Origin of the sequence: Treponema sp. HNW (assembly GCF_050320395.1) — a bacterium.
Classification (GTDB): domain Bacteria; phylum Spirochaetota; class Spirochaetia; order Treponematales; family Treponemataceae; genus Treponema_C.
Genome location: NZ_CP144459.1, coordinates 2725955 through 2751892, shown reverse-complemented (window position 1 = coordinate 2751892; position 25938 = coordinate 2725955). Strand labels below are relative to the sequence as shown.

Annotated in this window: 13 protein-coding genes and 1 pseudogene; 4 read left to right on the top strand and 10 right to left on the bottom strand. The window is 46.2% G+C overall.

What is annotated here, in order from left to right:
* Positions 1-7: 7 nt before the first annotated feature.
* Together V1L52_RS12875 and V1L52_RS12870 are read right to left on the bottom strand one after the other, a co-directional pair.
* Positions 8-10837 (bottom strand): FlgD immunoglobulin-like domain containing protein, encoded by a 10830-nt coding sequence (locus V1L52_RS12875; RefSeq protein ID WP_428770192.1) that lies wholly within the window; start codon positions 10835-10837, stop codon positions 8-10.
* Between the two features lie 114 nt (positions 10838-10951).
* A pseudogene (locus V1L52_RS12870) lies at positions 10952-11159 on the bottom strand (pilus assembly protein); the annotation flags it as partial.
* Positions 11160-11387: 228 nt separating this feature from the next.
* Between V1L52_RS12870 and V1L52_RS12865 the strand changes: the two are divergent.
* Positions 11388-13004 carry a hypothetical protein gene (locus V1L52_RS12865; RefSeq protein WP_428770191.1) on the top strand — a complete coding sequence of 539 codons (1617 nt, stop codon included), beginning with the start codon at positions 11388-11390 and terminating at the stop codon, positions 13002-13004.
* Positions 13005-13117: 113 nt separating this feature from the next.
* Complete coding sequence (locus tag V1L52_RS12860; protein WP_428770190.1) at positions 13118-15256, top strand: methyl-accepting chemotaxis protein; 2139 nt, start codon at positions 13118-13120, stop codon at positions 15254-15256.
* Positions 15257-15305: 49 nt separating this feature from the next.
* Here V1L52_RS12860 and V1L52_RS12855 read toward each other — a convergent pair whose 3' ends face one another.
* Genes V1L52_RS12855 through V1L52_RS12840 form a run of 4 tightly spaced genes read right to left on the bottom strand, consistent with a single transcriptional unit; the run spans position 15306 to position 19925 of the window.
* The gene (locus V1L52_RS12855; protein WP_428770189.1) at positions 15306-15938 is read right to left on the bottom strand and encodes an adenylate kinase; all 633 of its coding nucleotides are present in this window, start codon (positions 15936-15938) and stop codon (positions 15306-15308) included.
* Between the two features lie 22 nt (positions 15939-15960).
* The gene (locus V1L52_RS12850; protein ID WP_428770188.1) at positions 15961-18213 is read right to left on the bottom strand and encodes an AAA family ATPase; all 2253 of its coding nucleotides are present in this window, start codon (positions 18211-18213) and stop codon (positions 15961-15963) included.
* A gap of 9 nt (positions 18214-18222) precedes the next feature.
* A complete protein-coding gene (locus tag V1L52_RS12845) occupies positions 18223-19218 on the bottom strand; it encodes a hypothetical protein (protein WP_428770187.1) in 996 nt (331 codons plus the stop codon).
* 14 nt (positions 19219-19232) lie between these two features.
* Positions 19233-19925 carry a TP0733 family outer membrane beta-barrel protein gene (locus tag V1L52_RS12840; protein WP_428770186.1) on the bottom strand — a complete coding sequence of 231 codons (693 nt, stop codon included), beginning with the start codon at positions 19923-19925 and terminating at the stop codon, positions 19233-19235.
* A 176-nt stretch (positions 19926-20101) separates the two neighbouring features.
* Between V1L52_RS12840 and V1L52_RS12835 the strand changes: the two genes are divergently transcribed.
* Complete coding sequence (locus V1L52_RS12835) at positions 20102-20977, top strand: bifunctional 5,10-methylenetetrahydrofolate dehydrogenase/5,10-methenyltetrahydrofolate cyclohydrolase (protein WP_428770185.1); 876 nt, start codon at positions 20102-20104, stop codon at positions 20975-20977.
* The gene (folE2, locus tag V1L52_RS12830; RefSeq protein WP_428770184.1) at positions 20974-21768 is read left to right on the top strand and encodes a GTP cyclohydrolase FolE2; all 795 of its coding nucleotides are present in this window, start codon (positions 20974-20976) and stop codon (positions 21766-21768) included. The genes V1L52_RS12835 and folE2 overlap by 4 nt, the downstream gene beginning before the upstream one ends.
* On the opposite strand, the gene hydF is transcribed toward folE2, so the two are convergent.
* Genes hydF through V1L52_RS12810 form a run of 4 tightly spaced genes read right to left on the bottom strand, consistent with a single transcriptional unit; the run spans position 21726 to position 25790 of the window.
* The gene (hydF, locus tag V1L52_RS12825) at positions 21726-22988 is read right to left on the bottom strand and encodes a [FeFe] hydrogenase H-cluster maturation GTPase HydF (protein WP_428770183.1); all 1263 of its coding nucleotides are present in this window, start codon (positions 22986-22988) and stop codon (positions 21726-21728) included. The genes folE2 and hydF overlap by 43 nt on opposite strands.
* 15 nt (positions 22989-23003) lie before the next feature.
* The gene (gene hydG, locus V1L52_RS12820; RefSeq protein WP_428770182.1) at positions 23004-24452 is read right to left on the bottom strand and encodes a [FeFe] hydrogenase H-cluster radical SAM maturase HydG; all 1449 of its coding nucleotides are present in this window, start codon (positions 24450-24452) and stop codon (positions 23004-23006) included.
* Positions 24403-25527: a [FeFe] hydrogenase H-cluster radical SAM maturase HydE gene (hydE, locus tag V1L52_RS12815; RefSeq protein WP_428770181.1), complete on the bottom strand. Its 1125-nt coding sequence runs from the start codon at positions 25525-25527 to the stop codon at positions 24403-24405. The genes hydG and hydE overlap by 50 nt, the downstream gene beginning before the upstream one ends.
* Positions 25524-25790: a TM1266 family iron-only hydrogenase system putative regulator gene (locus tag V1L52_RS12810; RefSeq protein WP_428770180.1), complete on the bottom strand. Its 267-nt coding sequence runs from the start codon at positions 25788-25790 to the stop codon at positions 25524-25526. The genes hydE and V1L52_RS12810 overlap by 4 nt, the downstream gene beginning before the upstream one ends.
* Between the last annotated feature and the right edge of the window lie 148 nt (positions 25791-25938).

Here is a 25938-nt window from a genome sequence, read left to right as displayed (position 1 = left end):
TTGTCTTTTATTCTTTGACCGCCATAACCTTCCGCGTTTCGTCGATACCCGGGCCTATGACGCGGATAAAGTACATACCGCGGGCAACCGGAGTGCCGCTTTTGTTTGTGCCGTTCCATCGGTAAAGATGACTGCCCTTTTCCACACGGCCCGAATGTAAAACCTTTACCACGTCTCCGTCCAAGGTCATTACCATAACGCTTAAACTGCCGGCTTTTTCGGTTTTTACCTGTATAACGACATTTTCGCGCTCTGTCGTATTTATAACGTTGTTCAAAATGCTTACGCCGCCGACTTGAGGTTTTAAAGCGGATGTATTAAAAGACCAGAGGTCTATCGAAGCCGGATCGTTCGGGTCTTTTAAACGCAGCGCGTAGAGAGGAACCTCAGGTGTCGGGGTTGCCGTCGTTCCGTCCGCATCGTGGTCTATGGTAACATCTTGGAAACCGCCGCTTCCGTCGTCTTCTTGCAAGCCGAATAAAAACTCGACGGTTTTATCGGGCGGAAAGTTAAGGGGCTGTCCCGGATTCGAAAATACGGAAGAGGCGCCGGATAAAGTCATATCCAACGGGGGCGGCGCCGAAGAATTTGCGGCAAAACTTATGGCATCCAACCGTTTGGGAAGCCATACCCTGCTTTTTAAGCCTGTCGCCAAATTAAAAGCGACGGAAACCGATTCGGGCCGGGGGTCGGTATCGTAATACATTTGCAGTTTATCCGCATCGCCGTTTTCCCGGGCCGCCGCAATCGTAAGATCTTTATCGGCAAAAGCGGTATTGCCGGGGCCGCCCGAACCGTCAAAAAGACGCATTGCCAAACCGCTTGCAAGGCTTTGGAAACCTTCTTCGCCTCCGGGGCCGTCATCGTGTACATAGAGGGGGCGCACGACGTTTACGGCAAAATCGCTTAAAGCATGGGCAGGGCCGATTACGGGGGCAAGGTTAAGCGTTGTCCGTTCAATAAACATTTTGTTCGGGGGTGACGAGGCGGAAGAGACTCTAATACGTATCGGTTTTTTAATATCGCTATAGACAATCCGATTGCTCAAATGCAAAATAAGTCCCGTTCCCGAATCGGTAAGGGTGCGCACCTGTGCCGGTTTTAACGGATCGAAAGAATTGGCACTGCCGGGGATTTCCAAGTTATGCGGAATACCGGCCAAGTGTGCCGCATCGGTATTGATGGGAGTATTGAACAAAATATAAACTTTGTCGGTACCTACCGGAGCTATACTTAAAACGATACGGGGGCGGGTAAGGTCTATCGATTCGGCGGATTGGGTGCGCATTCTGTTTCCCGCAAGGTCGGTTACAAAGCCGACGGATTGATCGTACTCAACCGAAAATGCCTGGGTAATCGGAAGCGCAAGTGCCGGCGCACCTTGAATATCCAGTTGCAAATATAGGGTGTCGACAGGATTCCGCCCTGAAGGTATGGGCCGGAATAAAAGGCCGCTATCCGCTTTTTGCCTTATATCCGTATCGCCTCCCGTAAAGCCGATTAAAGCACCGGAAGAACCCTTTTTGCGGAAGCTGAAAGCTCCTATACTGCCCGACAGGGAAGATGCACGGATACCCCCTTCCGTAGGAGCGGTGCCGTTCGGATCGAAGCGGGAACCTCCGAGCTTATCATAGGAGGTGTTGGAAATGGTACTGGCGCCTTGAAACCATGCCGGCTCGTTAACGCCGTCGGTACTTTGCCAGCGGAAGGTTTCTCCCGCTGTATAAGACGGCGCGTTGTCGAAAAAGTGGAATTCCAGTTTTTCGACAATATTTGAGGGAGCAAAGCCTATTATTTCATTCAAAGATGAGGATATCCAGCCGGGCTCATCTTTTGCATATCTTGCAAAAACGGGCGCAGAAGTATCCCAGCTTCCGTGTAAATTGCCCGTGTCGAGGGGAACGTTTAAGGCCGTATTTACAATCGGTACATATTCGCCTTTTACGGAAAAAACGGGTTTTGCCGGTAACGGCCCCGTACCGTCGGGATCAAAGACGGCGGCACTTCGGATGAGTCCGTTTTCGGCAAATTTATCGTTTCCGGGCGGTACGGCATTCCCCGACGGTGTTACGGCATTGTCTATATAGCCGACCCAGTTGTGAACGGTATAAGCTCCGACCGTCTTGGTGCCGTCGGCAAAGCCCGCAATCGAAATGCGGACTCTATGGGTTTGGGCTGCCGCCGCGCTGCCGTGAGCCGCGGGGAAATTGCGGTACAGGGCATGGGGTATCCCGCCGTCCCTGCTTGCCGCCGAAAGGCTGCCCGAAGCAATATCGGCAAAACCGGCAATCTTCAGACCGCTTCCGTTCGGGCCGATGTTTCCCAGTGTATTTGTCGATCGAATATTTACTGCGGAATCGGAGAGCGCAATCGCTGCGCCGTCTGTCGTATTTTCATAGATATTAACGGGTTCGGAGTAGCGGAATTCTATAAAGTTGTGCGCATCGTATTCAGGCTGACCGCCGGTACCGGAGCCGTTATGGGGCGTATGCATTTCCTGGCCGGTATACACACCGATAAGGACGGGAGGGCAGTTATCTTGAACTGCGGTAAATCGGTTTATACCCGAATAATCGGTGATACGGTTTTTATTTTTATCGCGCAGAGTTTCATATAGACTGGAAACAACCGTAGCTATATTTATATTCGGCTTTATGCTGCGATGTCCGGGTGTGATATCGGCACGTCCCATGTCGGTACTTTGTCCGACACCCGGTGATGAGCCCGTAGCATCCGTGTTCCAAGGGGCGGAAGCTTTAAGATAAAAGGACTGCAAATCTCCTGCGCCTTCCGTAGAATCCGTACATTCTTTATTTTTCCAAACACTTACATTGATATCGGCACCGTCATTCAGCTTGATACGTGAGACGGCTGCTGAAATTTCATTGCGCGAGTTTTCTATAGGTTCGGAAAATTGAACAAAGATTACATCGTCCCATACGGTGTATGCGCGTTGAATGGTCGGACGCTCAAAATCCCAGTTCGAATTCGTATCGGCGGTATTTGCAGGATCGCCGGAAAGCTTATAATCGCAGCCTTCCGCCGCCGCAACGGTGCCCCCTTCGGCCTTGGCATTTTTTACGATTGTATTATAGGCTTCGGTAAAGCCGTTTTCAGAGCTGTCATGTTCGGAAATCTCCAGAGTCCACGGTGATGAGGCACAGAGGTTCATACCGTTTGCGTAAAAATTTCTTGTTGCTTTAAGCTTTTTACCTCCTAAAGACGGTAAATCAAAGGTTCCCTTATTCTTTTGTATTGCGGTATTACCGGTATCGGGTAAGTTATTGGGAAGTGTTATTGTAGGGGCGGGTCTTGAAGTATGATTATACGTAAAAAGGTTTGAAACAAGTGTTGTATCGGCAGCACCGGAAGGCGGAGTATAATCGCCGTTATAGTCAGGCCCGAAAAGAACGATATCTTTGTTTGCCGAAATATCGGGAGTACTTTGTCCGGAGGAAAGTTTTATGTTTCCCGAAAAAAGTACGAAATTATCCGTTTCAAGCGGAGATTGTAATTCAACCGTCTTATTAGTCGTTCCGTCATGGGCGGCAACAAAGACGTTTTTCGCCGTTACATTTTTGCCCGTTCCCGCATTAAAAACCGAAGCATTGTTAATATAGAGGGGGCCTGCAAATACAATCCCGTTTTTAGTTTGAATACCGGCGGAAAGCAATACCGTACCCGAACCTGTTTGCTTAAATTCGGAAGAGGACCCGGTCAATGCTATATTTCCGGCTATATATACGGGTCCGTTTTGGGGGACGGTAAGGCTTCCGGTTCCGGATATATTCTCTTTAAATGTAAGAGCACCCGGCGTATTGAATATAACAGGAACATTGAGTGTAAGCGGTCCTGCATAGCTTTGTTCGTCAGCACTTATAGTTACCGAAGTACCGCCCGCCTTTCCTACCGTAAGAGTTCCTGTACCGGACGACAGTGTAAGATTTCGGCTACAAGTTACGGAATTCTCAAAATTAATAAAGGAGGATGCTTGTAAGTCGATATTATCAAAGTGAACGGTTTTTGTATAGGTTTGTTCCGCTGCGGTTATCGTCGGACCCTGAAAAGTAAAGTTACCGTCCACGGTAAATTTTTCGGCAGTGATAACAGCGCTTGCATTGTTTACATTAATATCGGAACCCTTGAGCGTAACGGCACGACGATTTCCGCTGTCATGTGCATCTATCTTTCCTCCGTAGGTTTGACTTGCTGTACCGCTATCTATGGTAACATCGGAGCCCTTAACGGTGAGGTCTCCGTTTACTTTTAAGGGGGTGTTTTGTATCGTGCAGGAGAGTATATTATTTAAAATCAAGTTTTTATAACCTTCTGTGCCCCCGCCCCATAAGTTTATTGTTGCAGGCGATGTTCCATAATATTCAACCGTAGAACTTTGAGTAACGGTCATTTTATTTTCCTCAACTGTTTGCTCAAACCAGAGTTTTTGATCATCGGTGCCTTTCAGTTTTAAAGTACCTTTGTTTTCGAGTTTTGCCATTGTAACGGGAGGACTTGCAGTATCTTTATATATAAGTTTATCGGCTAAGTCTAGGCTTGCCGTTCCTACAACTTCTACTTTTTCCGCATAATAAGTTCCGCTGCCTAATATGGGGTGCTTATCGCCTGCAACTTCACGGACTGTTACAGCTTGAGTAGCTTTTGGGGCATGGGAAGGTCTTGGCCGCCAGTTATTAGGATTATTCCAGTCATTATCGTTAGCCTCCCCTGTCCATCGTAGTTTATACACATTATCGAAAATCCAGTTTTCCGGTTTTCCGGCTATTATATCATCAAGAGAACCTGTAGGTTCGCTTTCATCAGTAGTACAAGTGTATATATTGGTATCCAAAGATTTTAAAGGAAGATTTACCGCTACCCCCAGCCACTTACACACACTTCCGGTACCAGTGTTCTTATCCTGATTTACATAGATCTCTGCATTATTACTTGTTCCCGATATGTTAAGCAGGTTAGTTTTGGCGGTACCCTGCAAGGTTAAATCGCCGTATACCGAAATCTTGTTTTCAAACCTTATACTTTTTCCGCCGGCACCTGTACAGACAAGATTACGGAATTGAGTTTTGCTTTTATCACCATTACCTTTTATTACTACTGGGCTTTCAGAATGCTTCAGATATACTGTATTGGTTACTGCATTAAATGTTCCATTGTTTTCAAACATTTCGGTTATGGTAATATCGGAGCCGAGATTTACGGTTGCCGAAGAAGCTATTATAAGGTTTTTTATTTTTGCCTTTCCCGAAGGCAATGTATATTTAAGGGTGTCGCCGCTTCCGCCGAGAGTAAGAGTCCCCTTCTCTTGTTCAAAGGAACCGGCACTTAAACCGCCCCTAAGGTTGATGTTGCCTTTTTTGGTTGTCCAGCTGCCGGAAGCGGTAATAGACGCGGCATTGATATTCGCACTCGATGTCCATGTTCCCGCATTTACTTTAATATCTTCGGCATTTATATTCAGTGTGTCCGTACCTTTTTCCATCGTTAAAGAAGATGCCGTAAATTCGATATTCCAATGAGGTACAGCACTTTTTTTAGCATCTATTTCGCCTTGATATGTTTGTGTGCCGGTTCCGGTATTTATATGGGCAGGCGAACCCGTGATTGTCAATTTTTTCTCTACGACCAAATTCTCATTTTGAATGTTTAAATCGGGGCGGATGTTTAAGATAAGATTTTTATACGGTCCCTTCCAGACAACATCCGCTGAAGTGCCGTAATATTCGATTGCGGATTTATTTTCGTGAGTTATTTTATTGGCAACATTTGTACTTGCAAGCCATTCTTTTTGACCTCCAAGCGGAGCAGGAGACGGATAGGTTGTTCCGGTCATTTTGAGCGTGCCGTTGTTTGTAAGGGGTGTAAAATTATCGGCACCGGCACCTTTTGTTATAACAAAACCGGCTAAATCCAAACTTGCTTTTTCATCTATCGTAATGCTTTTTGCTTCACCTGCTTTTGTAAGTTTTGGATAATCGTGGGAAGGAGGAGCCGGTGACGGTTTTCGAGGAATTGTTACAACAGTATCTTTACCCGGAATTGCATACGGAGGATTCCAGTTTCTTCTGTTGTGCCAATCGCTGTCGACAGTTCCCGCCCAGCTTATATCTCCGCTATAATTCGTGAAAATCCAGTTGTCGGGTTTACCGGCCTGTATATCGCTATCGGAACCGATGGGTATGCTGTTTTCGGCGGTGTAGGTGTATGGATTTACGGGGGGGCCGCCTGTAATGGCAATATCGGTTTCAACATTAAGAAATTGCCCCTTTGCCGTGTTTGCGGCCGTAAGTGCAATGTGCGGGCTTCCCGTCCCTACACTCGTACCGCCCGCTACAGTCAAAGGTGAGGCAGCCGACTGCCCTTGAAGTTTCAAGCTGCCGGTTACCGAAATGTTCTTATTGATAGTAAGCCTTTTTATATACGAATCGGTACAAATCAAATCTTCAAATTCGGTATCACCCGCAGTCGATGTTCCGGTAATGGTAATGCTTGTTGGGGGAACGGTATTCGGATCCGAGTTATCTATCCTGTCCGCTTTGCTCAAGGTTACGGTATGATTTCCCGCTGTAAACCTTCCCTTATTTGTAAGTATATGAGTTATTTTGATAGACGAACCAAGGTTAAGGGTTGAGCTTGAGCCGATTTCCAATTCCCGGATTTGCGAGCCGGCAGGATCGGTGAAGTTTAGGTTTTGAGGGCTGCTTCCGTTAAAGTATAATTTGCCGTAATCCGCAAGATGAAACGTATGTGCCGTCATATTTCCATGCACCGCTATTGTACCGCCTGTGGCTGTCATATTGTGTATTGTCATGTCGCCTTCAGCGGTTATGTTACCCCAACACCTCCAGTCCTTTGCCCCGTTTACGGTAATATTCCCTCCGGAACCTGAAACTTTTTTTGCCATTATGCTGCTGCCTACGGAAGCAATATCACCGCTTACCGTGATATTTCCGTTTACCTCAACGGTTGCCGAATTATTTTGATCCCCGGCTTCCCACTTCCCGTTGACGGTAAGATGTCCGGTTGTAACACCTCTGGATGTCTTTATCGTACCGGTTCCGGTATTGGTAAGGGTTAAATCATAGTATGTATAGGTTGGAGGTGATGACGACACCTCTTCAAAGGCAATGACATTTCCGTGATAGGTTTGACCGTTGGTTGTAGTTATGGTAACCCCGTCATGATCGGTAATAAGGTATTGATCTACAGTTAATGATACAGCACGCAAATCGTTTCTTGAGCCGCTTATTTTCAGTTTTTGATAGGGTCCTTCCCATACATTAGCTGTTGAAGTTCCGTAATATTCGACGGTTGAACCGGAGCCGTGGGTTATATTATTATTGGGGCCGGAATTATTAATTTCAAGCCATTCTTTTTGTCCGGGATTAAATGGATTTCCTGTTGTTGTTCCAATCATTTTAAGAATGCCGTTATTGGCAATATGAGCTGTTACCGCACTGCCGGCTTCGCCATCCTGAATAATGTGTCCGTCTAAATCAAGCTCGGCTCCGGGGTTTACCGTAACCGTTTTTGCAGACACGTTTCCCGTAAGTTTGGGGTAGTAATGAGTAGGCGGAGGGGTCGTCGGTTTTTTTTCTATGATTACAACCGAGTTCACACCGGGTGTTCCATACGGCCGCCAGTTTTGCCAGTCATTCCAGTTGCTCGAATGATTTCCCTTCCAAGTCAGAGTTCCGGCATAGCCGGTAAAAATCCAGTTTTTAGGATGACCGCCGGAGAGCGGAAAACCGGGAATTTCCTCGGCCTTGCTTTCAGTTACCGTATATGTATGACCGCCGCTTTCGGGAATCATCGGTATATTTGTGTGTACTTTAAGCCATTTTCCGCCCGATTTATCGATATTAAGTTGAATACCGGGGCTGTTGGTGCCGCCTTGAACCGTAAGCAGTTGAGCATCGAGGCTGCCCGAACCTTCCAAGGTTAAGTTCCCGTTTACGGAAACTTTTCCGTTTATTGTAAGCGTTTTTCCGCCTGCGTTTGTAAGTTTTAGCGTGTGAAATTTTGTATTACCCGCAATGCCCGTGCCCGTAATCGCTATATCGCCGGACGGGCTAAGATTTACCGTATTATTTGTACCGGCGATAAAGGTCCCGCTGTTGGTAAAGGCATTGCCGGTAAAAACTATAGTGCCGGCATCGGCATTAAAAGTTCCGTTGTTGGTAAAAGTGCTGTTAAAGACCAATGAATTACCCGTACCGGTATTAAAGATTCCGCTGTTGGTAAAAGAACCGTCCAAAGAAATATCCTTACTGTTAGCATTAAAGGTTCCCTTGTTGGTAAAATTCCCTGCAATCATAACAGGAGAAAGTAATTTTACCTTTGCATTGGAAGCGGGCGGTGTTATGCCGTTGTCAACTGTAAGATTGCGTATGTTTTTATTGCCCGCACCGGTAAACTTAAGCTCTTGTTCAGGTGTTCCCGTTCCGTTAAAAGTTAAAGTACCGCTTGTCTGATTAAATTGAGCGGCGGTAAGGCTTCCTTTAAGCGTTACATCTCCCGCAGTCCACGTATTATCATGACTTGCATTATCGGCAGTGATGTTTCCTGCCGCCCGGACGAATCCGTTAGAAGTCCAGTCTCTTTTCACGACAATATCGCGCGCGTTGATTGTTCCTCCTGAAGAAGTCCATGCGCCTGTGCCTGCGTTTACAGTGATATCTCTTGCTTGGATATCTCCTGATGAAGTCCATGTACCCGTACCAGCATTTAGGGTGATGTCCTCGCTTCCTCCGTAAATATCGTGTGTTTGTATTCTGCCGGCTCCGCCAAAAAAGATGTAACGGTTATTAGTCATTAAACCGCCATTAAAAACAGTGCCGGTTCCGGTTCCATCCGTGGAATTAAAGGTTGTCTGTTGATGCAAGGTTACCAGTTCCGCATAGGATTGCGAAGCTGCATTAACGGTAAAACCGCCTGTTGTGTCAACGGTAAAATATCCATTGACTACTAAACTTCCCGTATTAAGTCCGGTTTTTGCATCGCCCACTCTTAGATTTTGATAGGGGCCTTCCCAAATAGTTGGATTCGCAGGTGAGGCACCGTAATATTCTATTGTAGAGCCGGGGCCGTGGGTTATGTTATCATAATTGGAGGTAATTTCAAGCCATTCTTTTTGTCCGGGATTAGATGAATTTCCCGTTGTTCCAATCATTTTAAGAATGCCGTTATTGGTAATATGAGCCGTTACCGCACTGCCGGCTCCGCTATCCTGAATAATTTCCGCCCCTAAGTCAAGTTTTGCCCCCGTTTCTACCGTAACGGAAGAAGCTTGCGCTGCGGGGTTTAATAGGGTGGTTGGATTCAGTTTGGGATATGTAGCTCCGGAGCCGCCTGCGGGAATTATTACAGGCCAATCGGCTGCCGGAACCGCTGCGGGAGTCCAGTTTGCGGGAACATTCCAGTTATCGCTTCCGGTTGTAGTCTTCCATGTGGAGGCCATAGATTTCCAGTTTGACGATTTGGGCTCTACTAATTCGCTGTTTGCAATATAAAAGGTATGCCCGTCCGTTACAGAAATATTCGTGTTAACCTTCAAGTAATAGCCTTTTTTTGAAACGGGGTCGGGTATTTGGTCCGATGTAAGGGTTATCTCGGACGAAGTCCCGACTCCTTGAACTGTTAGCTTATTTGAAGGTGTTCCGCTTATATTAAGGTCGTCTGCCGTAATTTTTCCGTTTATTGTAAGCGTTTTACCGCCTGCATTTATAAGTTCTAGCGTGTGAAATTTTGTATTTCCTGCGGTATTTGTACCGGTAATTGTGTGATTTGCGTCATGGGTCAGAGTTACCGTATATCCGGGCGATGTTGTTGCATCGAAGGTACCCTTGTTGGTAAAATTCCCTGAAATTTTTAAATTTCCTTCCAAGTTTACATTGCCGGTGAATGTTAAGTTATGGGCTTTATCTATTTTAAGATTCTGTGTTGAGGTTCCTTCCAATTTTAAAGTTCCTCCGGTTTGCTTAAAATTCGGAACTTCAAAATCGCCCTTTGTCTTTACCTCACCCTTACTTGTAGTCCATGTTGCATTATTCAATGTTAAATTTTCCGTTAAATTAACGGTTCCTCCCAGAAGGGTTCCATCGGACTGCTCTACGGAAGATCTGATTATTGTGTTTGCGCTATCGGTTATGTTAACGCTGCGTTTTGCCGTGAATGTGCCGGTAATGTCAAGCAGGACGCCGGAGGAGTTTCCGATTTCAAGTTTGCTGTCTACGGTAAAAGATCCGGCAATAGTAGTTTTGGGCGAGTTTATAATAAGCTTGTCGTCATTGGCATAATTATCAGCTGTTATAGTTGAAGCCTGTTTAAAGTGTATGTTTCCTGAAGCCTCCAGCTTAGTATGATAGGCGGAATTAATAAGCGGCGTTAAAGGGCTGTCAATAAGTATTTTAGGAGAACCGGTAAAATCCGTATTTGAAATTTTAACATAGCGTACAGTTCCTTCTCTAAGCTCAAGTACTATTTGACCGCTAATCAAAAAGTTGGAAGTCCCGATAAATTCAATATTGCGTTGTTTTGCTATTATCTTAAGCGTTGCTCCGGTCTTTACTTCAATGCTATGTATCTCTACTTTTTTTGTACCCGGAAGATGATTCTCTATTACGGGTTGGTTCACGCCGCTATTGATAATGACGTTATCACCGGCATTCGGAACTCCCGCAGGTGTCCAGTTGCCCGGCGTATCCCAATCGGTCGGTTTAGTCAAGTCACCGCCAACCCATGTTTTAGTTGCAGCCCATCCCGCAGTCATCGACAAGAGAATAACTGAAATTGTAAAAAGTGATTTAAAACCTTTCACCATACCTATATTATATCGGCTTTTTACCGAAAAAACCAGTGTAAAGACGCAGGGATTTACAATATTCGCCTAACCTGCACATGTGTACAGTCCCGTTGGTCAGTGTTGAAGCGGGTATCAGCACCTATATGTAAATATATTTTCTATTTTAACTTTATTATAGAGCCTGTATATATCAAAATCGGAATCTATGCTGATTATTTGTCGTATTTTTCTTTCTTCTGCTGCGATTACTAATGTTGCATCTGCAAAATCCATAGGTCTGTCATCATATTCTTTTTATATCGCTTTGTTTGATTTCATGAATAATAACACCTTCTTTCATTTATACATAATACCGAAATAATCCAAACAGTGCTTCATTAAATCCTGTCCCGTGTTTTACCTTCTAAAAAAGCCCCCGCAATTCTGCCCTGCAAACAGTAATTTCTTATTTTATTTTGCCGATAAGGTGCGGTGTATACAAAAGCCTCCAAGTGTATTACTATACGGAGTAAACGGGCTTGACGCATCGAAAAGAACAGAGGGTAGTAAAGAGGAGTTGTTTTCCGTTATGAACGCAAAAACAAAGATACGGGAATTTGCTTTAAATATTAAAACATCTGCGCGGACTTCGCCGGGTGCCTTTGTGCTTATCGCTTTACTCGGACTTACCCAGCTTTTATATGCGCATATTCCCTGCGCAATCGATTTGAATATTTTGTTTGCTTTTTCGATTATTTTTACCGCTTCGGACTTTGTAAAAAATGCGGGACAAAAACGAAAGCTTATCATCTATATTTTGATTGCGGTTTTTATCGGCACGCTGTACGTATTTAGGCTTTTTACATACAGCGAAAAGACCGACCTTGCAAATTCCTCGCTTATGATTTTGTACTGCTGGGTTGCCGCGGTTTTCTTTTTTTCGCCCGAACAAAATTATATAACCGAATTTAAGCTGCGCTTTATTCATGTTTTGGTTTCTCTTTTGTTTTTTGCCGCCCTGTATGCTTCGGTTTTTATAAGCGTTTTTTTTATCAATGCGATTTTTAATTTGGACTTGGATTTTGTAGACAGCGTTATATTCAGAATTGCCAATTCGTCGGCTTCGGTTACGGGAAGCATTGTATTTATATCCTACAAAACAAAAACCGAGCGCCTGCATTCCAAACTGTTTACCCTGATGTTCCGCGATATCTTATCGCTTTTGCTTCCCGTTCTCTGTGCCCTCGGTCTTGTGTACTTGGCAAAATTTATTATCCTTCCTGCAAGCGGCGAGCGACTTGGCTTGGACGAATGGTATTACCTTATTTATGCAGCCCTTATTTTGTGTGTTTTGATGATGGAGAATTTTACCGGCGTGCAAAAGAGGGCGCGCCTTGTATCCTTTGCCCTCGCCCTTGCGCCCATACTGTTTATCGCGGCTTCGATACGGGTACGGGCGGTCAATACCGACAGCTGGCTTTCTCCCGGCTTTACCAAACAGGATGAAAGCTTTATTCACGAAATCATTTTAAATGCGGTTTTATGCCTGTTTTTTATATACGCGGTGTTTAAAGACAAAAAAATCACGATAAAATTGAACGCCGCAATCGCGGCCGCCGCCCTTGTGCTCTTTTTCCCCGTTATCGGTTACCATAATTACAGCGCCTATAAAAAGCTCGATCCGAAATCTTTAACAAATGATCGGAACGCATTGGAACGGTTTATTTACGCAAAAAAAGCGGTTCCCGAACCGCAAAAAATCAGGATTTATCACGGGTATGAGAGTTCTTTTTCACCGCTTGAAAATGTAGATCATATTATAGATACAACCGATTATGCCCACGTTTTACTCGGTGTTACATTGGCTGCCGATTTTGACATAAAACAGCCGGGTCCGGTGCAATCCGAAAAAAAGCCCTCCGAAATGACATATAAAAACCGTAATTTCCGTATCGCCGAAGAGGGAAAACTGTTATATATTGAGAACAAGCTCACCGGTGAACAAAGCGCAATCGATGTATACGGGCGGGTAAAGGCGGATACGGACAAAGAAAAGGCGGAAAAGGATTTTCCCGATGATAAAAAAACGCAGGTTGAGCCCGTCTTTACCTTTGAAAATGCCGATTTAAAGCTTTATATCCGCTCTTATCTTTACCGTGAAGACGATTATGCGGAAATCAAGTTCAATGCCTATATAAAGAAGTAAACAGCTGCAAAACTGCGGAATTTTCTTTTGGCGGCCCTCTTTTTTAAATCTTGAATTTATTATACCTATGACATAGAATAAGCCCGATTACTTCAATCAGGAGGTTTTAATCTATGAAAACGGAAGAAAAAAAGAATGAATCCGGCCGGCGTAAAGGGGCAAAGATAAGCTTAGCCTTTAAAGCCTCGTTCGTTGTGTGTGCGATATTTGTTTTTGCCCTTGTGCTGCTCGGTTCAATTATTTTTCGGCAATTTGCACATGTTATTACCTCGGATATGCGTATAGGCTTATCGGCAAGAATCGAAAAGGAAGCGAATGCCGTCTACGGAAATATTTTTTCGAAAATTGAAACCGCTTCGATAAATTATGCATCCCTTTTAACCCGTTTCGGCTTTGAAAATCCCGAACAGTCTGCAAAAATAAGCGAAACCGTCATCGGCTCGGACGACGAAATTGTCGGCGGCGGGTATTGGCTTGAGCCCTTTGTTGTTCCCGGAGAACATTTTTACGGTCCCTATTGGTTTAGAGAAGGAAGCGATATCCGCATGACTTGGGAATACAGCAATGAAAAAAACGACTACACAAAATTCGACTGGTATACTCGGGACGGCTTTGCGGAAAACAAGGCTGTTGTATGGAGTGAATTATATAACGACGAAGTAACCGGCGTGCCGATGATTACGGCAACATCCGTTTTGCGTAAGGGACAAAAAAAACTCGGTGTGGTAACCGTCGACTTGGGGCTTGCTCCCCTTACCGAATATTTTTCCGCTATCGAGTTTTCCGATATACGCGAATATTCTTTGTCTTTGATAAATGAAAACGGTTTATGTTTTAATAATAAAAACAAAGATTTAATCGGTAAGCGTATTTTCGACTTTAATTCCGAATTGATAAAGCAAAGAATTATCGAAGATGAACACGGATTTGTCTTTATTGCTCCGATAGCCGATACGGGAATTTATATAGCACTGGAAGTACGGAAGGCGGTTATTTTCGAATCCTTTAATAAACTTTTGCTTATTAATATTTTGACGGCTGCAGTTTTTATCGTTCTTTTGATTGTAAGCATTTCTCTGTTTATGCGCTTCTTTTTGGTAAAACCGCTGAACAAAACCGTCGGTGTGCTCAAAGATGTTGCCGAGGGCAATTTGACCGTTGAACTTCCCCTTGTAGGAAACGATGAAATCACCGATATGTCCGACTATTTTAATCAAACGATAAAAAAAATGGGCTTGTCTTTAAAATCGATTCATTTCGGAGCCGAAACGATGCAGGAAACGGGGAACGACCTTGCCGCCAATATGACGCAAACGGCGAGCGCCATACATGAAGTCAGCGCAAATATCGACGGCATAAAACAACAAGCTTTGCATCAGGCGTCGAGTGTTGACGAAACGGCGGCGACAATCAGCGACATTATAAAAACAATAGAGGCTTTGAACGGCAGAATTGAAGTGCAAAGTGAAAGCGTCGCCCGTTCTTCGGCTTCTATCGAAGAAATGGCGGCCAATATTACCTCGATTACCCAAACCCTTGAAAAAACCGACCTCGTTATCCGCGACCTTGTTTCGGCAACCGAAAACGGCAAAGAAACGATTGTCAATTCCAATGCGGTTACGCAAAAAATTGCCGAAGAATCGGGCAGTTTGCTTGAAGCTTCGAGTGTTATTCAGCATATTGCAAGTCAAACAAACCTTTTGGCAATGAATGCGGCAATTGAAGCGGCCCATGCGGGAGAAGCCGGTAAGGGGTTTGCGGTTGTTGCCGACGAAATCAGAAAGCTTGCCGAAGAGTCGAGTGCTCAGGGAAAGACGATTACCGAAACGCTTAAAAATTTAAGTGCGGAAATAGATATGCTTTCCGATTCTTCGCACTCGGTTGAAGAAAAATTCAATATTATCTTTAATATGTCGGAACAGGTAAAGGCAATGAGTACCCGTTTAACCGAGGCTATGCGTGAACAGGAAACCGGCAGCCGCGAAGTTTTGACTGCCATGAAAGAAATAAACACGGTTACCGGAGAAGTAAAAAAAGGTTCTGCCGAAATGCTCGAGGGCGGCGAAAAGGTTGCAAAAGAAATGCATAAACTGGACGGCTTGACAAGTATTATTACCCAAAGCATGAATGAAATGGCTGCAGGTGCAGGTCAAATAAGAGATGCAATGCAGGGTGTAAACGAAATAAGCCAAAAAAATAAAGAAAATATATCGCGCTTATCGAGTGAAGTAAAGAAGTTCAAAGTCCCGTAAGCCGTAAAAAAGGGGGCGCAAAGCTGAGGTTTTGAGCCCCTTTTTTTATTTATTGGACGGGGAAGGCGGCCTTAAAGGTTTCCAAAACCGCTTCCGTCGCGGGTTTGGCATCTATATCTTTAAGCAGATTTTTTGCACGGTAAAAGTCGATCAGCGGTGCGGTTTGACTGCGGTATACTTCAAGGCGGTGCTTAATGGCTTCGGGTTTGTCGTCGTCGCGCACGTAAAGCTCTCCGCCGCACAGAGAACAGATATTTTCTTTTTCGGGCGGCATAAATACAACGTGAAAATTGTGGGAGCATTTGCGGCACACGCGGCGGCCTGAAAGCCGTTCCACAACCGCAGTATCGTCGATGTCGAAATTGACGGCAGAGTCGATATGTGCGATTTTTTCAAGAGCTTCCGCCTGCGCAATGGTGCGCGGAAAGCCGTCAAGAATAAAACCGTCTTTTGTATCCGGCTGAGAAAGTCTTTCTTTTATCAGTTCGATTGTAATATCGTCGCCGACCAGAGCGCCCGAATCTATAATGGCTTTAACCTTACAGCCCAGCGGCGTTTGCGCTTTTATAGCTGCGCGGAAGATTTCTCCCGTCGATATGTGCGGAATACCGTAGGTTACCGAAACCGCGGCGGCTAAGGTTCCTTTACCGGCTCCCGGCGGGCCTAAAAAAATAAAATTCATAATGCTTCCTCTAGGCAGTACTTTAACACGTTAGGGTAAAAAAAGCAACACGGGAGTTCCAATCAATGACTTTTCTTTCGGTACTTTGAATAACAAGGGTTTTAAAGGCCGCGGTTTTATCGGTTCCGAGCTGCTTTATAAGGGCTGCGGCATAGGCGGAGTGTACCGGAGCGAACCAGCGCTCTATTTCTTCGGTGTGTATGCTTCTTTTTTCGCATAAAATGCGTACATTTGCACAAAGCTCTTCCGCCTCTTGTGCAAGCTTTTGTTCAAGTGTTTTTTCATCCCAACAAAAAAGCGGATTTGCGCTGTCGGTATAAAAAGCGTTTTCGGCCTCTTTGGCCTCCGCTATAAGCTGTTCGTTTTCCGTTCCCGCATAAAGAGGTTCTAAAAGCTCGGAAAGCCTTTGCGAACCGGAGGGAATTTTTTGTGCGATAAAAAGACGTCCTCCGTCCGCTATAAGGGGCTTTAAAAGCCTAAGCTCCGTCTTAAGGGTTTCCGTATCGGAAAGGGTATTAACGGGGTTGCGGTAAAAAATGCGGTCAAAAAAGGTATCCGTAAAAACCGGATTTTTTAAGGCGTTTTGCAAGCCGATCGATTTGTCGGAGGGGAGGGGAATCAGGGCGGGGCGGTGTAAATCTTCAAGCGTACTTGTGTATTGTTCCAATATTTTCAGATTTTTTTCGTTTCGGCACAGTCCTACCGTAAAGCCGTCGGGTGTTTTGCGGTTTATTTCCCATACCAAAAGAGCATCATCGGCATTCATAATAAGGCTTCGCGTGTTTGCGGAAAAACCGGCAAGCTCTATCAAAATATCGCGCAAAGAACGCAGCATTTCGCTTTTACCGCTTTCCGTCCTCTTTTGCCAAAAAGCGGAACCGGGATTGCCGCCTGCGCTTTTTTCTTCAAGATTTTCAAGCATTGCGGCAATTTGCAGTTCCCGCCGGCTTAATACCTCATCGCGGATGATTTTTTCGTAGCCCTGACCGCTCGGATTGTAAAACACCCTGCCGGCCAAACCGTCGGGTAAATATTGCTGTGCCGTCCAGTGGTCTTTGTATGCGTGCGGATACATATAGCCCTTGCCGTGCCCCAATTCGGCGGCATCGCGGCTTGCGTCTTTTAAGTGATTCGGAACTTCGGCATCTTCTTCCCCGACCGACTTTAAGGCGTCGAAAAAACAAAGCGTACTGTTCGATTTGGGGCAGGTTGCCAAATAGAGGGCCGCCTGCGTGAGCATAAAGCGGCCTTCAGGTAAGCCTATGCGGTCAAAGGCTGCGGCACAGCTTTCGACAATGCCGATTGCATGAGGGTCGGCCAGTCCCGTATCTTCGCAGGCGGAGATAAGCATTCTGCGGAAAATAAAGTGCGGGTCTTCTCCTGCGGCAAGCATACGAGCCATCCAATACATGGCCGCGTCGGGGTCGCGCCCGCGAAGGCTTTTTATAAAGGCGCTGATTATATCGTAGTGATAATCTCCGTCGCGGTCGTACAGCACGGCCTTTTTTTGAATGCTTTCTTCTGCGGTTTCGCAGCTTATGTAAATCGGGCTGTTTTCGGGCGGCTCGCAGGGAACTTCATCGGGCGCCCAGCGCTCCGGAGTGGTTTCAACCGCAAGTTCAAGGGCATTTAAAAGACTTCTGGCATCGCCGTTTGCCGTGTCTATTAAGTGTTCCAGCGCTCCTTTTTCGAATTCGACCTTCCACCTTCCGTAGCCGCGTTCTTTATCGTCGAGGGCGGCGCGGGCGGCCTTCATTAAATCGTCCTTTGTAAGCGTAAAAAGCTGAAACACGCGGCTTCTGCTTACGAGGGCCTTATTGACTTCGAAAAAGGGATTTTCGGTTGTGGCGCCGACTAAAATAATCGTTCCGTTTTCTACCCAGGGTAAAAGGGCGTCCTGCTGGCTTTTATTCCAGCGGTGTACTTCGTCCACGAATAAAATGGTGCGCCTGTTGTATAAGGAGCGCTGTTCGTCGGCTTGAGCAATCGCATCGCGGATCTGCTGGACGCCGCTTAAAACGGCGTTGAGGCTTACAAAATTGCTTTTGGTGTGATGTGCGATAACGCGGGCGAGGGTTGTTTTTCCCGTTCCCGGCGGCCCGTAAAAGATAACCGAGCTGAGCCTGTCCGCGGCAATGGCGCGGCGTAAAAGCCTGCCCTTTCCCACAATATGGTCTTGACCTATGTATTCGTCAAGGTTACGCGGCCGCATACGGGCGGCAAGAGGGCCTTCTTTAAGCGATTTTTCCGCCGCCGCACCGCTGAATAAGTCCATATGCTCCGCTTATTCGTAGTTCCAGTTGCCGCGCGAAGGATAGTATCCCCACAGGGCATTGTTTTTGCTCGAAGCGGTTCTTCCCGCTCCTGCATAAATTGCGTTGTTATCTTCTCCCCCGAAACATGCGACCGAAAATATTTCACTTTCGCCGAAGGCGGCTTCGGCATTTGCACCTAAAAGACCTGCTTTCTGAGGTACTCCCGAGCCGTTGAGTTTTATTTCTTCCAAGCCTTTTTTTGTGCCGGCAATAAGGCGGTTTTCTTTTTCGTCATACACAAGGCAGGTAACCGTTTCGGACGTACTTACCGAAGTATTTGTTAAATCGGAGTTTGTCGTACCTTTTTTGATTGTTTTTCCGTCGGCACTGTAGAGTCTGGCGCCGTCCGAGCAAAAGGTGCGGGTATCCGAAAAATAATCTCCCGCTGTACTGCCGGATTCACTTCCGTCTATATAAGCTGCGGCAAGGGTTTTGTTTCCCGCTCCGTTCGTAGTTATTTCCGATAACGGCGAAACGGGTGCCGGGCCGTTCAATTTGTAAACCTTACCGCCGACACGTACATATGCCGCGCTGTCGGATGCTGAGGTCAGTTTATTGTCGAACAAAACGATTTCATCGGCTTTGCCTGAGGTACCCGGTACCGGCTGCCATTCTCCGCCCGTTACATTCAAGGCGTACACTTGAACGGTTTCGCCGCCCGCGCTCAATGCGTAGATATGGCTGTTTGAAGCTGCAAGATACACCGCATTGCCGGCGGGTTTTGATATTTTTTCCCAGCCGCGCTCGGTTTTAACCGGTTTTTTGTAGATATTACCGTTTGCCGTGTACAAAAAACTGCCGGAGCGTACAACCGAATAAACGTTCCCCTTTATGGAAGGGTCTGTCAGTTTTATTTCCTGATCGATAGCCCAAAAGATGGGTTCCTGTGAGCATGAAATAATGAGTAAGCCGAGTAAGGCGGCCGATACAAAGGCGTAAATTTTTTTATAAGTATTTTTACACATATAAACTCTCCGCATTAAAAGTGATAGCGGACGGTCAGTCCTATGTCGTGAATAAGTCCCGTATAATTATACTTCGGGTTTTTATACCATTGGGGTAAAATATAGAGTCCGGTGTGCGCGCCGAAAGACCACGAACTGTTATACCGAAAAAAAGCGGCCGCATTCGGGTGGACGGCTAAACCGAAATAGGTACGGTCGAGGTAGTTTTCAAAGGCTCCTCCTATGCCGAGCGAAAGAGGAAACTCGAATTTTCCCGCCGAAAACTGCCAGCCCGCACGGAATAAAATCGGTACAAAATAAAACACGTTTTTACCGATGGTTTGCGAATAGCCGAAGCTTACATCGCCGCCGAGGGTTAAATCCTTGAATACAAAGCGCTGATAGCCTAAGGTTCCCGACCCTCCGACAATCAAATTTTTAAAGGGACGGTAGGGAATATCAACGCTTAATTTTAAAATCATATACTGATCGCCGGCCTGATTTGTTTTATACATCAGATCGCTTTGGATATCGGATTCGCTCTGCTCCGGATTTTCAGAGTCCGGCACGGAAACAAAGCCGTCGGTATCAGCTGCGGTGTCGGAACTTTCGGAAGCCGGTTCTTCGGCAAAAACCGTTTCGGGTGCTGAAGTCGTCCCGTCTTCCGTTTGAGAAAAAACGGGCAAAATCAATAAAAACAGAAGGGCTATCGTTAATAAACGTTTCATACTACTCCAAAAAACGGACGGCTCCTCTATGCGGCGTCCTATAGAAATAAAACCCTAAAAAGGATATAGTTAAAGCTAAACCTGTTCGGAACTTTCCGTTTCAGAACAGGTCTATTATACTCCGTTTCGGATTTGATGTCCATTATGCTAAACAATTTTTATAAGGAATGAGTTACATGAGCGCACGGATAATAGACGGTTTTGCGATTGCACAAAAAATACGATCAGAGATTGCTCTTGAAGTTTCCGCATTAAAAAAAGACGGGAGCTCCCCCTGCCTTGCGGTTATCCTTGTCGGTGAAAATCCTGCAAGCGTTTCCTATGTAACCGCGAAAAAAAAGGCCCTTGCCGAAGCGGGTATGGCCGATAAATCGATTGATTTGAGTTCCGAAACAAGCGAAGCCGAATTGTTAAACATCATTGCCGGCTTAAACCGCGATACAAGCGTACACGGCATTTTGGTTCAATTGCCCCTTCCTTCGCATATCGACGAGCAAAAAGTAATCGCGGCGATTGCTCCCGAAAAAGATGTGGACGGCTTTCATCCCGTAAATGCCGGAAAGCTTTTAATCGGCCGGCCGGGCTTTGTCCCCTGTACGCCCTACGGTATTACCGTGCTGTTAAAAGAATCGGGAGTGCCGACGGACGGAGCGCATGCGGTTATTGTCGGCCGCTCGAATATTGTCGGTAAACCGCTCGCCCTTCTTTTGGCGCGCAAAGACATAAATGCAACCGTTACCCTTTGTCATACCGGAACAAAAAACCTGGCTTCTTTTACGCGCAGTGCCGATATTTTGATAGCAGCGGCAGGACGGCCCGGTATAATCGGTGCCGATATGATAAAGCCGGGGGCCGCGGTTATAGATGTGGGCGTAAACCGCATTCCCGATAATACAAAAAAAAGCGGCTTCCGTTTAACCGGCGATGTCGATTTTCAGGCGGCTCTCGATGTTGCGGGTTTGATTACACCCGTACCCAAGGGGGTAGGGCCTATGACTATCGCCATGCTTTTGCGCAATACCCTGCACGCCGCACGCGGGAGCTTTAAGTGATTGATGTTCAAAATCAAAAAGACGAGCGTGAAATTCCTTTACAAAAAGCGGGCGTAAAGGGCTTACGCTATCCGATCCGCGTTCTCGACCGCGCTCATAAAATTCAGCATACAACCGCATCTGCGGATTTGTTTGTAAATCTTCCCCATCATTTTAAGGGAACACATATGAGCCGTTTTGTAGAGATTTTCCGCGATTATGCAAAAGATTTTTCGATGAAAAATTTTTTGGCAATGCTTGAAAAAATCAGGGAAAATCTCGATGCCGAGCGCTCTTTCGGGCGCGTTTCGTTTCCGTTTTTTATCGAAAAAAAAGCACCCGTTTCCGGTCAAACCGGTATGATGTGCTACGAATGCGCCTATGAGGGTTCCGCCGATGCGGAAGACAAAAGCTTTTACGTATCGGTTGAAGTTCCCGTTACGACCGTTTGTCCCTGCTCTAAGGCGATAAGCGAATACGGTGCTCACAATCAGCGCGGCGTCGTGCGCATACGCTTACGCGGCACGAGCTTTTTTTGGCTTGAAGATATTATTCTTTTAGCCGAAGAAGCGGCTTCTTCGGGGGTATATTCGCTTTTAAAGCGTTCCGACGAAAAATTCGTTACCGAGCGTGCCTATGATAATCCGCGATTTGTCGAAGACCTTGTACGTGAAGTATACGCCGCTCTCAAGCGCTTTCCGATAGAACCGCCGTTCACTTCGTTTTCCGTTGAAGCCGAAAATTTCGAAAGCATCCATAACCACAACGCCTACGCTTGCGCCGAGTACGATCTAAGTTCAGAAAGATGCTGAGGAAAGGGGGCCAGGCTCCGCTGTAAAATACCGTGCATGTGTGCAATGGCAATGCCGTAATTGACAACGGGAACCCCCGCTGCAACAGCCCTCGCAATGCGGTTTTTCATTTCCGTTTCGGTGAGCATACAGGCGCCGCAATGGACGATGAGTTTGAAGGTCGAAAGGTCTTTAGGAAAGTCGCCGCCCGAAGTAAAGGTGTAATCGGGTTTTGCGCCGGAAAATTGTTCTATCCAGCCCGGAATTTTAACCGTTCCTATGTCCTTGCATTGGCGGTGATGGGTGCAGCCTTCGCAGATAAGCACCTTATCGCCGTCTTTCAGCCGTTTAAGCAGGGCCGCCCCTTCGAGCAAGGCCGATAAATCGCCCTTATAGCGCGCCATTAAAATCGAAAACGAGGTAAGAGGTATATCTTCGGGACAGGAGGCTGCAACCGGGCCGAACACTTGAGAATCGGTGATAACAAGGGCGGGCCTTTGTGTTAAAAAAGAAAGGCTTTGCTTAAAGTTATACTCGCGCGAAATAACCGGAACGCCTCCTTTTTCGAGAATGTCGCGGATTACCGCCTGCTGAGGTAAAATCAGGCGGCCTTTGGGGGCGGCTTCGTCAATCGGTATAACAAGGACGACAATGTCGTTTTCTTTTATTAAATCGGATACAAGGGGCTTTTGTTTTTCGCTTTTTTTAACAAGGGAGGCAAGTTTTTCCTTTAACTCATGAATATGAAAGAGCGTTTTTGCGCTTACAAAAATCCCGTTATTGCCGGCACTTTCCGTATCGGCGGCCGACGGAACATCCGGGGATGCAGGTACAAGGTCGCTTTTATTGTAGGCGACAAGGTAGGGCAGTTTTTTTTCACAAAATATATCGATGAGCCGCTGTTCTTCCGGACATAAGCCCCTGCCCCGAACCTTTTCCTGCGCATCTGCGACAAGGACGGCTATATCGGTTTTATCGATAATCTCTTGGGTTTTTTGTATGCGAAGAAGTCCCAAGTCCCCCGAATCATCGATACCCGGCGTATCTATAATAACCACGGGGCCGAGCGGAAGCAGTTCCATCGCTTTTTTTACGGGGTCTGTTGTCGTTCCCTTAATATCCGAAACAACCGAGAGGTTTTGTCCGGTTACGGCATTTACAAGGCTCGATTTACCGGCGTTACGCTTACCGAAAAAAGAAATATGAATGCGCTCGGCGGACGCTGTCGTATTTAAACTCATGTGTATTCCCTCACATTAAAAATAAAAGTCGCGCCGGTTGTCGGTTTTTATGCTTTCGATGTTTTCCACGGCTTTTGCGCGCACCTTTTCTCTCGGAATCCGTTCGACTTCTTTACGGATCATAGTATAACCGATATTCTTTGTGGGCGCCGAAGCGTAATCTTCCAGATATTCGGACAGGGTCATCAATGCATTCGGATGACAGCAGTTAAGGATTTGACCGCTTTTACACAAGCTCATAAAACGGTCGCCCGTGCGTCCCATCCGGTAACATGCCGTACAAAACGAGGGAATATGCCCCGTTTCCATAAGCCAGCACACAATTTCGTCCAAGCTTCTTTGATCCGATACATCGAACTGCTCGGTGTCGTGCGGCCGTTCCGTGTCGGTGTATCCGCCGACGGAAGTGCGCGAGGCTCCGCTTATTTGGGAAACGCCCAGATCGAGGAGCTTGCCCCTCACCGTTTCGCTTTCGCGCGTGGAAATAATAATACCCGTATAAGGAACGGCAAGGCGGATACAGGCGGTTATCTTTGCAAAAATCTCGTCGTCTATTCCGTTGTCAAAGGCCGAAGGATCCACACCGTCGGCTTTTTTGATGCGCGGAACACTGATTGTATGCGGTCCCACTCCGTGAACGGCTTCAAGGTGCTCTGCGTGCATAAGAAGGCCTGCAAATTCGTATTTATACATTTCCAAGCCGAACAATACACCCAAGCCCACATCGTCTATACCGCCGTCCATAGCCCTGTCCATAGCTTCGGTGTGATACTCATAGTTATGCTTCGGGCCGGTCGGGTGCAGTTTTTCGTAACTTTGTTTATGATAGGTTTCCTGAAACAAAATATAGGTGCCTATTTCGGCTTCGCAGAGCTTGCGGTAATTTTCGACCGTGGTTGCGGCAATATTGACGTTTACCCTGCGGATTGCCCCGTTTTTATGCTTTACCGAATATATGGTTTTTATGCTTTCGAGGATGTATTCGATAGGATTATTGACAGGATCTTCGCCCGACTCAACGGCAAGCCGCTTGTGTCCCATGTTTTGCAGGGCGATTACTTCGTCTTCTATTTCTTTTTGAGTGAGTTTTTTGCGCCGGATATGTTTATTCGCGTAGTGATAAGGGCAGTATACGCAGCCGTTTACGCAATAGTTGGATAAATACAGGGGCGCAAAAATAACGATTCGGTTTCCGTAAAAGGCTTGCTTTATTTCGTTTGCAATGTGATAAATCTTTTGCACCTTTTCCGGTATTTCGCAGGCAAGCAAAACCGAGGCTTCCCTGTGTGTAAGACCTGCACAACGGAATCCCGTTCCGCTTTGTTTAGGCCGCGCTTTTTCGAGAATCCCGTCGATCAGCGCTTCGTCGTTTTTGTGAGCTTCCGCGTGCTCAAGGGTTTCGCGGATTTCTTCGTCATTGATGAACTCTTGTGCATGCAAAGACTTCGGATTGTACTGTGCCATAAGATACCTCTTTTGTATCGGAAGCCGGAGTTGTGCAAAAATCACCCCGGCCGATTACCGTTCTATAGCCTGCGCCGCGCAGTTGTTCGTCCAATAATTTTTTGTTTTCCGCGGCTTCGGCTCCCGTGTGTGCTTTATTATTATATAATTCATATTTTTTTCGTACGTTTGAAGGAGAAAGATTGGGCATAACCACATTTGCTCCCGCTGCAATCCCCTTTATGCGCCCTTCGGGATCTATACTGTCCAAAGCCGTTGTTGCGGGCAAAAGCACGTGAGGATGAATGATTCGTATAACGGACAAAAGATAGCAGGTTAACTCGACCGTACCGGCCGGCTCGTCTTTAAACGGCGTTTTTTTATGCGGAATAAAGGGGCCGATGCCGCACATAGCCGGCTTAAATTCTTCGATAAATTTTAAATCCTGAGCAAGAGAAGCCGGCGTTTGGTAGGGGGAGCCGACCATAAAACCGCAGCCCGTTTGAAAGCCTATTTTTTTCAGTTCTTGTAAACAGCGCATTCTGTTTTCATAGGATAGTTCGGCAGGATGCAATTTTTCGTAATGAGCCTTATCGGCGGTTTCGTGGCGCAAAAGGTAGCGGTCAACTCCCGCGTCGAAAAGCTTTTTATAGCTTTCAAAGCTGCGCTCTCCCAAAGAAAGGGTAAGCGCGCAGTCGGGAAACAGCGTCTTCAGTTTACGTATCAGCGAACATAAAAAATCGTCCGTAAAAAAAGGGTCTTCTCCGGCTTGCATCACAAAGGTCCGAAAGCCCAGCTCATAACCGGTACGGGCACAGTTTATAATTTCTTCTTCGCTCAGACGGTAACGCTCGCAGTCCTTATTGCTGCGCCTTATACCGCAGTAAAGGCAGTCGTTTTTACAAAAATTGCTTATTTCAATAAGACCGCGGATAAATACGCCGTTGCCGTATACGCTTTTTTTTATTTTGTCCGCCTTCTCTGCAAGGATACGTGAGGCTTCATTTGTCCGTTGGGTGATAAGAGCTTCGTATTCACTCAGGGAAAGAGAACGCCGCCGAGTCAATGTGTCGATAAGGGTGAGGATGTCCGTCACTTTTTTGTATCCGTACCGATGACGCTGGAATAGGCCGTCTTTACGCTCACACCGTTTAAATTGCCGATTTTTCCCGCAAGGCTTGAAAGCGTATTTTGCGGAGCGTCGAGGGCAATGCTGATAATATTGATGTTTTTTTCGCGGTAGGGGATTCCCATCCTGCCGATGATATAGGAGCTGTATTCGTGTAAAAGCTCATTCAGCATCGCTACCGAATCGGGATTTTCGACGATAACGCTCATAACCGCAACCCGTGTTTCCATACGGAACCTCTTTCAAAACGTTTTTGTATGACACGAAATTCACTGAAAGATACCGCACGGGGTACGCAGGATGAAAAAAAATTGAAGGTATCTTTCATGCAGAAGCCTTTGTCGTCCGCTTCTTTGTGTCAGATAAAATTATTATATA

Bases quoted from the DNA above. Each gene is read 5' to 3' on its own strand.
- V1L52_RS12855 (WP_428770189.1), bottom strand. From the start codon at position 15,938: ATGAATTTTATTTTTTTAGGCCCGCCGGGAGCCGGTAAAGGAACCTTA.
- V1L52_RS12875 (WP_428770192.1), bottom strand. From the start codon at position 10,837: ATGGTGAAAGGTTTTAAATCACTTTTTACAATTTCAGTTATTCTCTTG.
- V1L52_RS12860 (WP_428770190.1), top strand. From the start codon at position 13,118: ATGAAAACGGAAGAAAAAAAGAATGAATCCGGCCGGCGTAAAGGGGCA.
- V1L52_RS12810 (WP_428770180.1), bottom strand. From the start codon at position 25,790: ATGGAAACACGGGTTGCGGTTATGAGCGTTATCGTCGAAAATCCCGAT.
- V1L52_RS12850 (WP_428770188.1), bottom strand. From the start codon at position 18,213: ATGGACTTATTCAGCGGTGCGGCGGCGGAAAAATCGCTTAAAGAAGGC.
- hydG (WP_428770182.1), bottom strand. From the start codon at position 24,452: ATGGCACAGTACAATCCGAAGTCTTTGCATGCACAAGAGTTCATCAAT.
- V1L52_RS12835 (WP_428770185.1), top strand. From the start codon at position 20,102: ATGAGCGCACGGATAATAGACGGTTTTGCGATTGCACAAAAAATACGA.
- V1L52_RS12845 (WP_428770187.1), bottom strand. From the start codon at position 19,218: ATGTGTAAAAATACTTATAAAAAAATTTACGCCTTTGTATCGGCCGCC.
- V1L52_RS12865 (WP_428770191.1), top strand. From the start codon at position 11,388: ATGAACGCAAAAACAAAGATACGGGAATTTGCTTTAAATATTAAAACA.
- hydF (WP_428770183.1), bottom strand. From the start codon at position 22,988: ATGAGTTTAAATACGACAGCGTCCGCCGAGCGCATTCATATTTCTTTT.
- V1L52_RS12840 (WP_428770186.1), bottom strand. From the start codon at position 19,925: ATGAAACGTTTATTAACGATAGCCCTTCTGTTTTTATTGATTTTGCCC.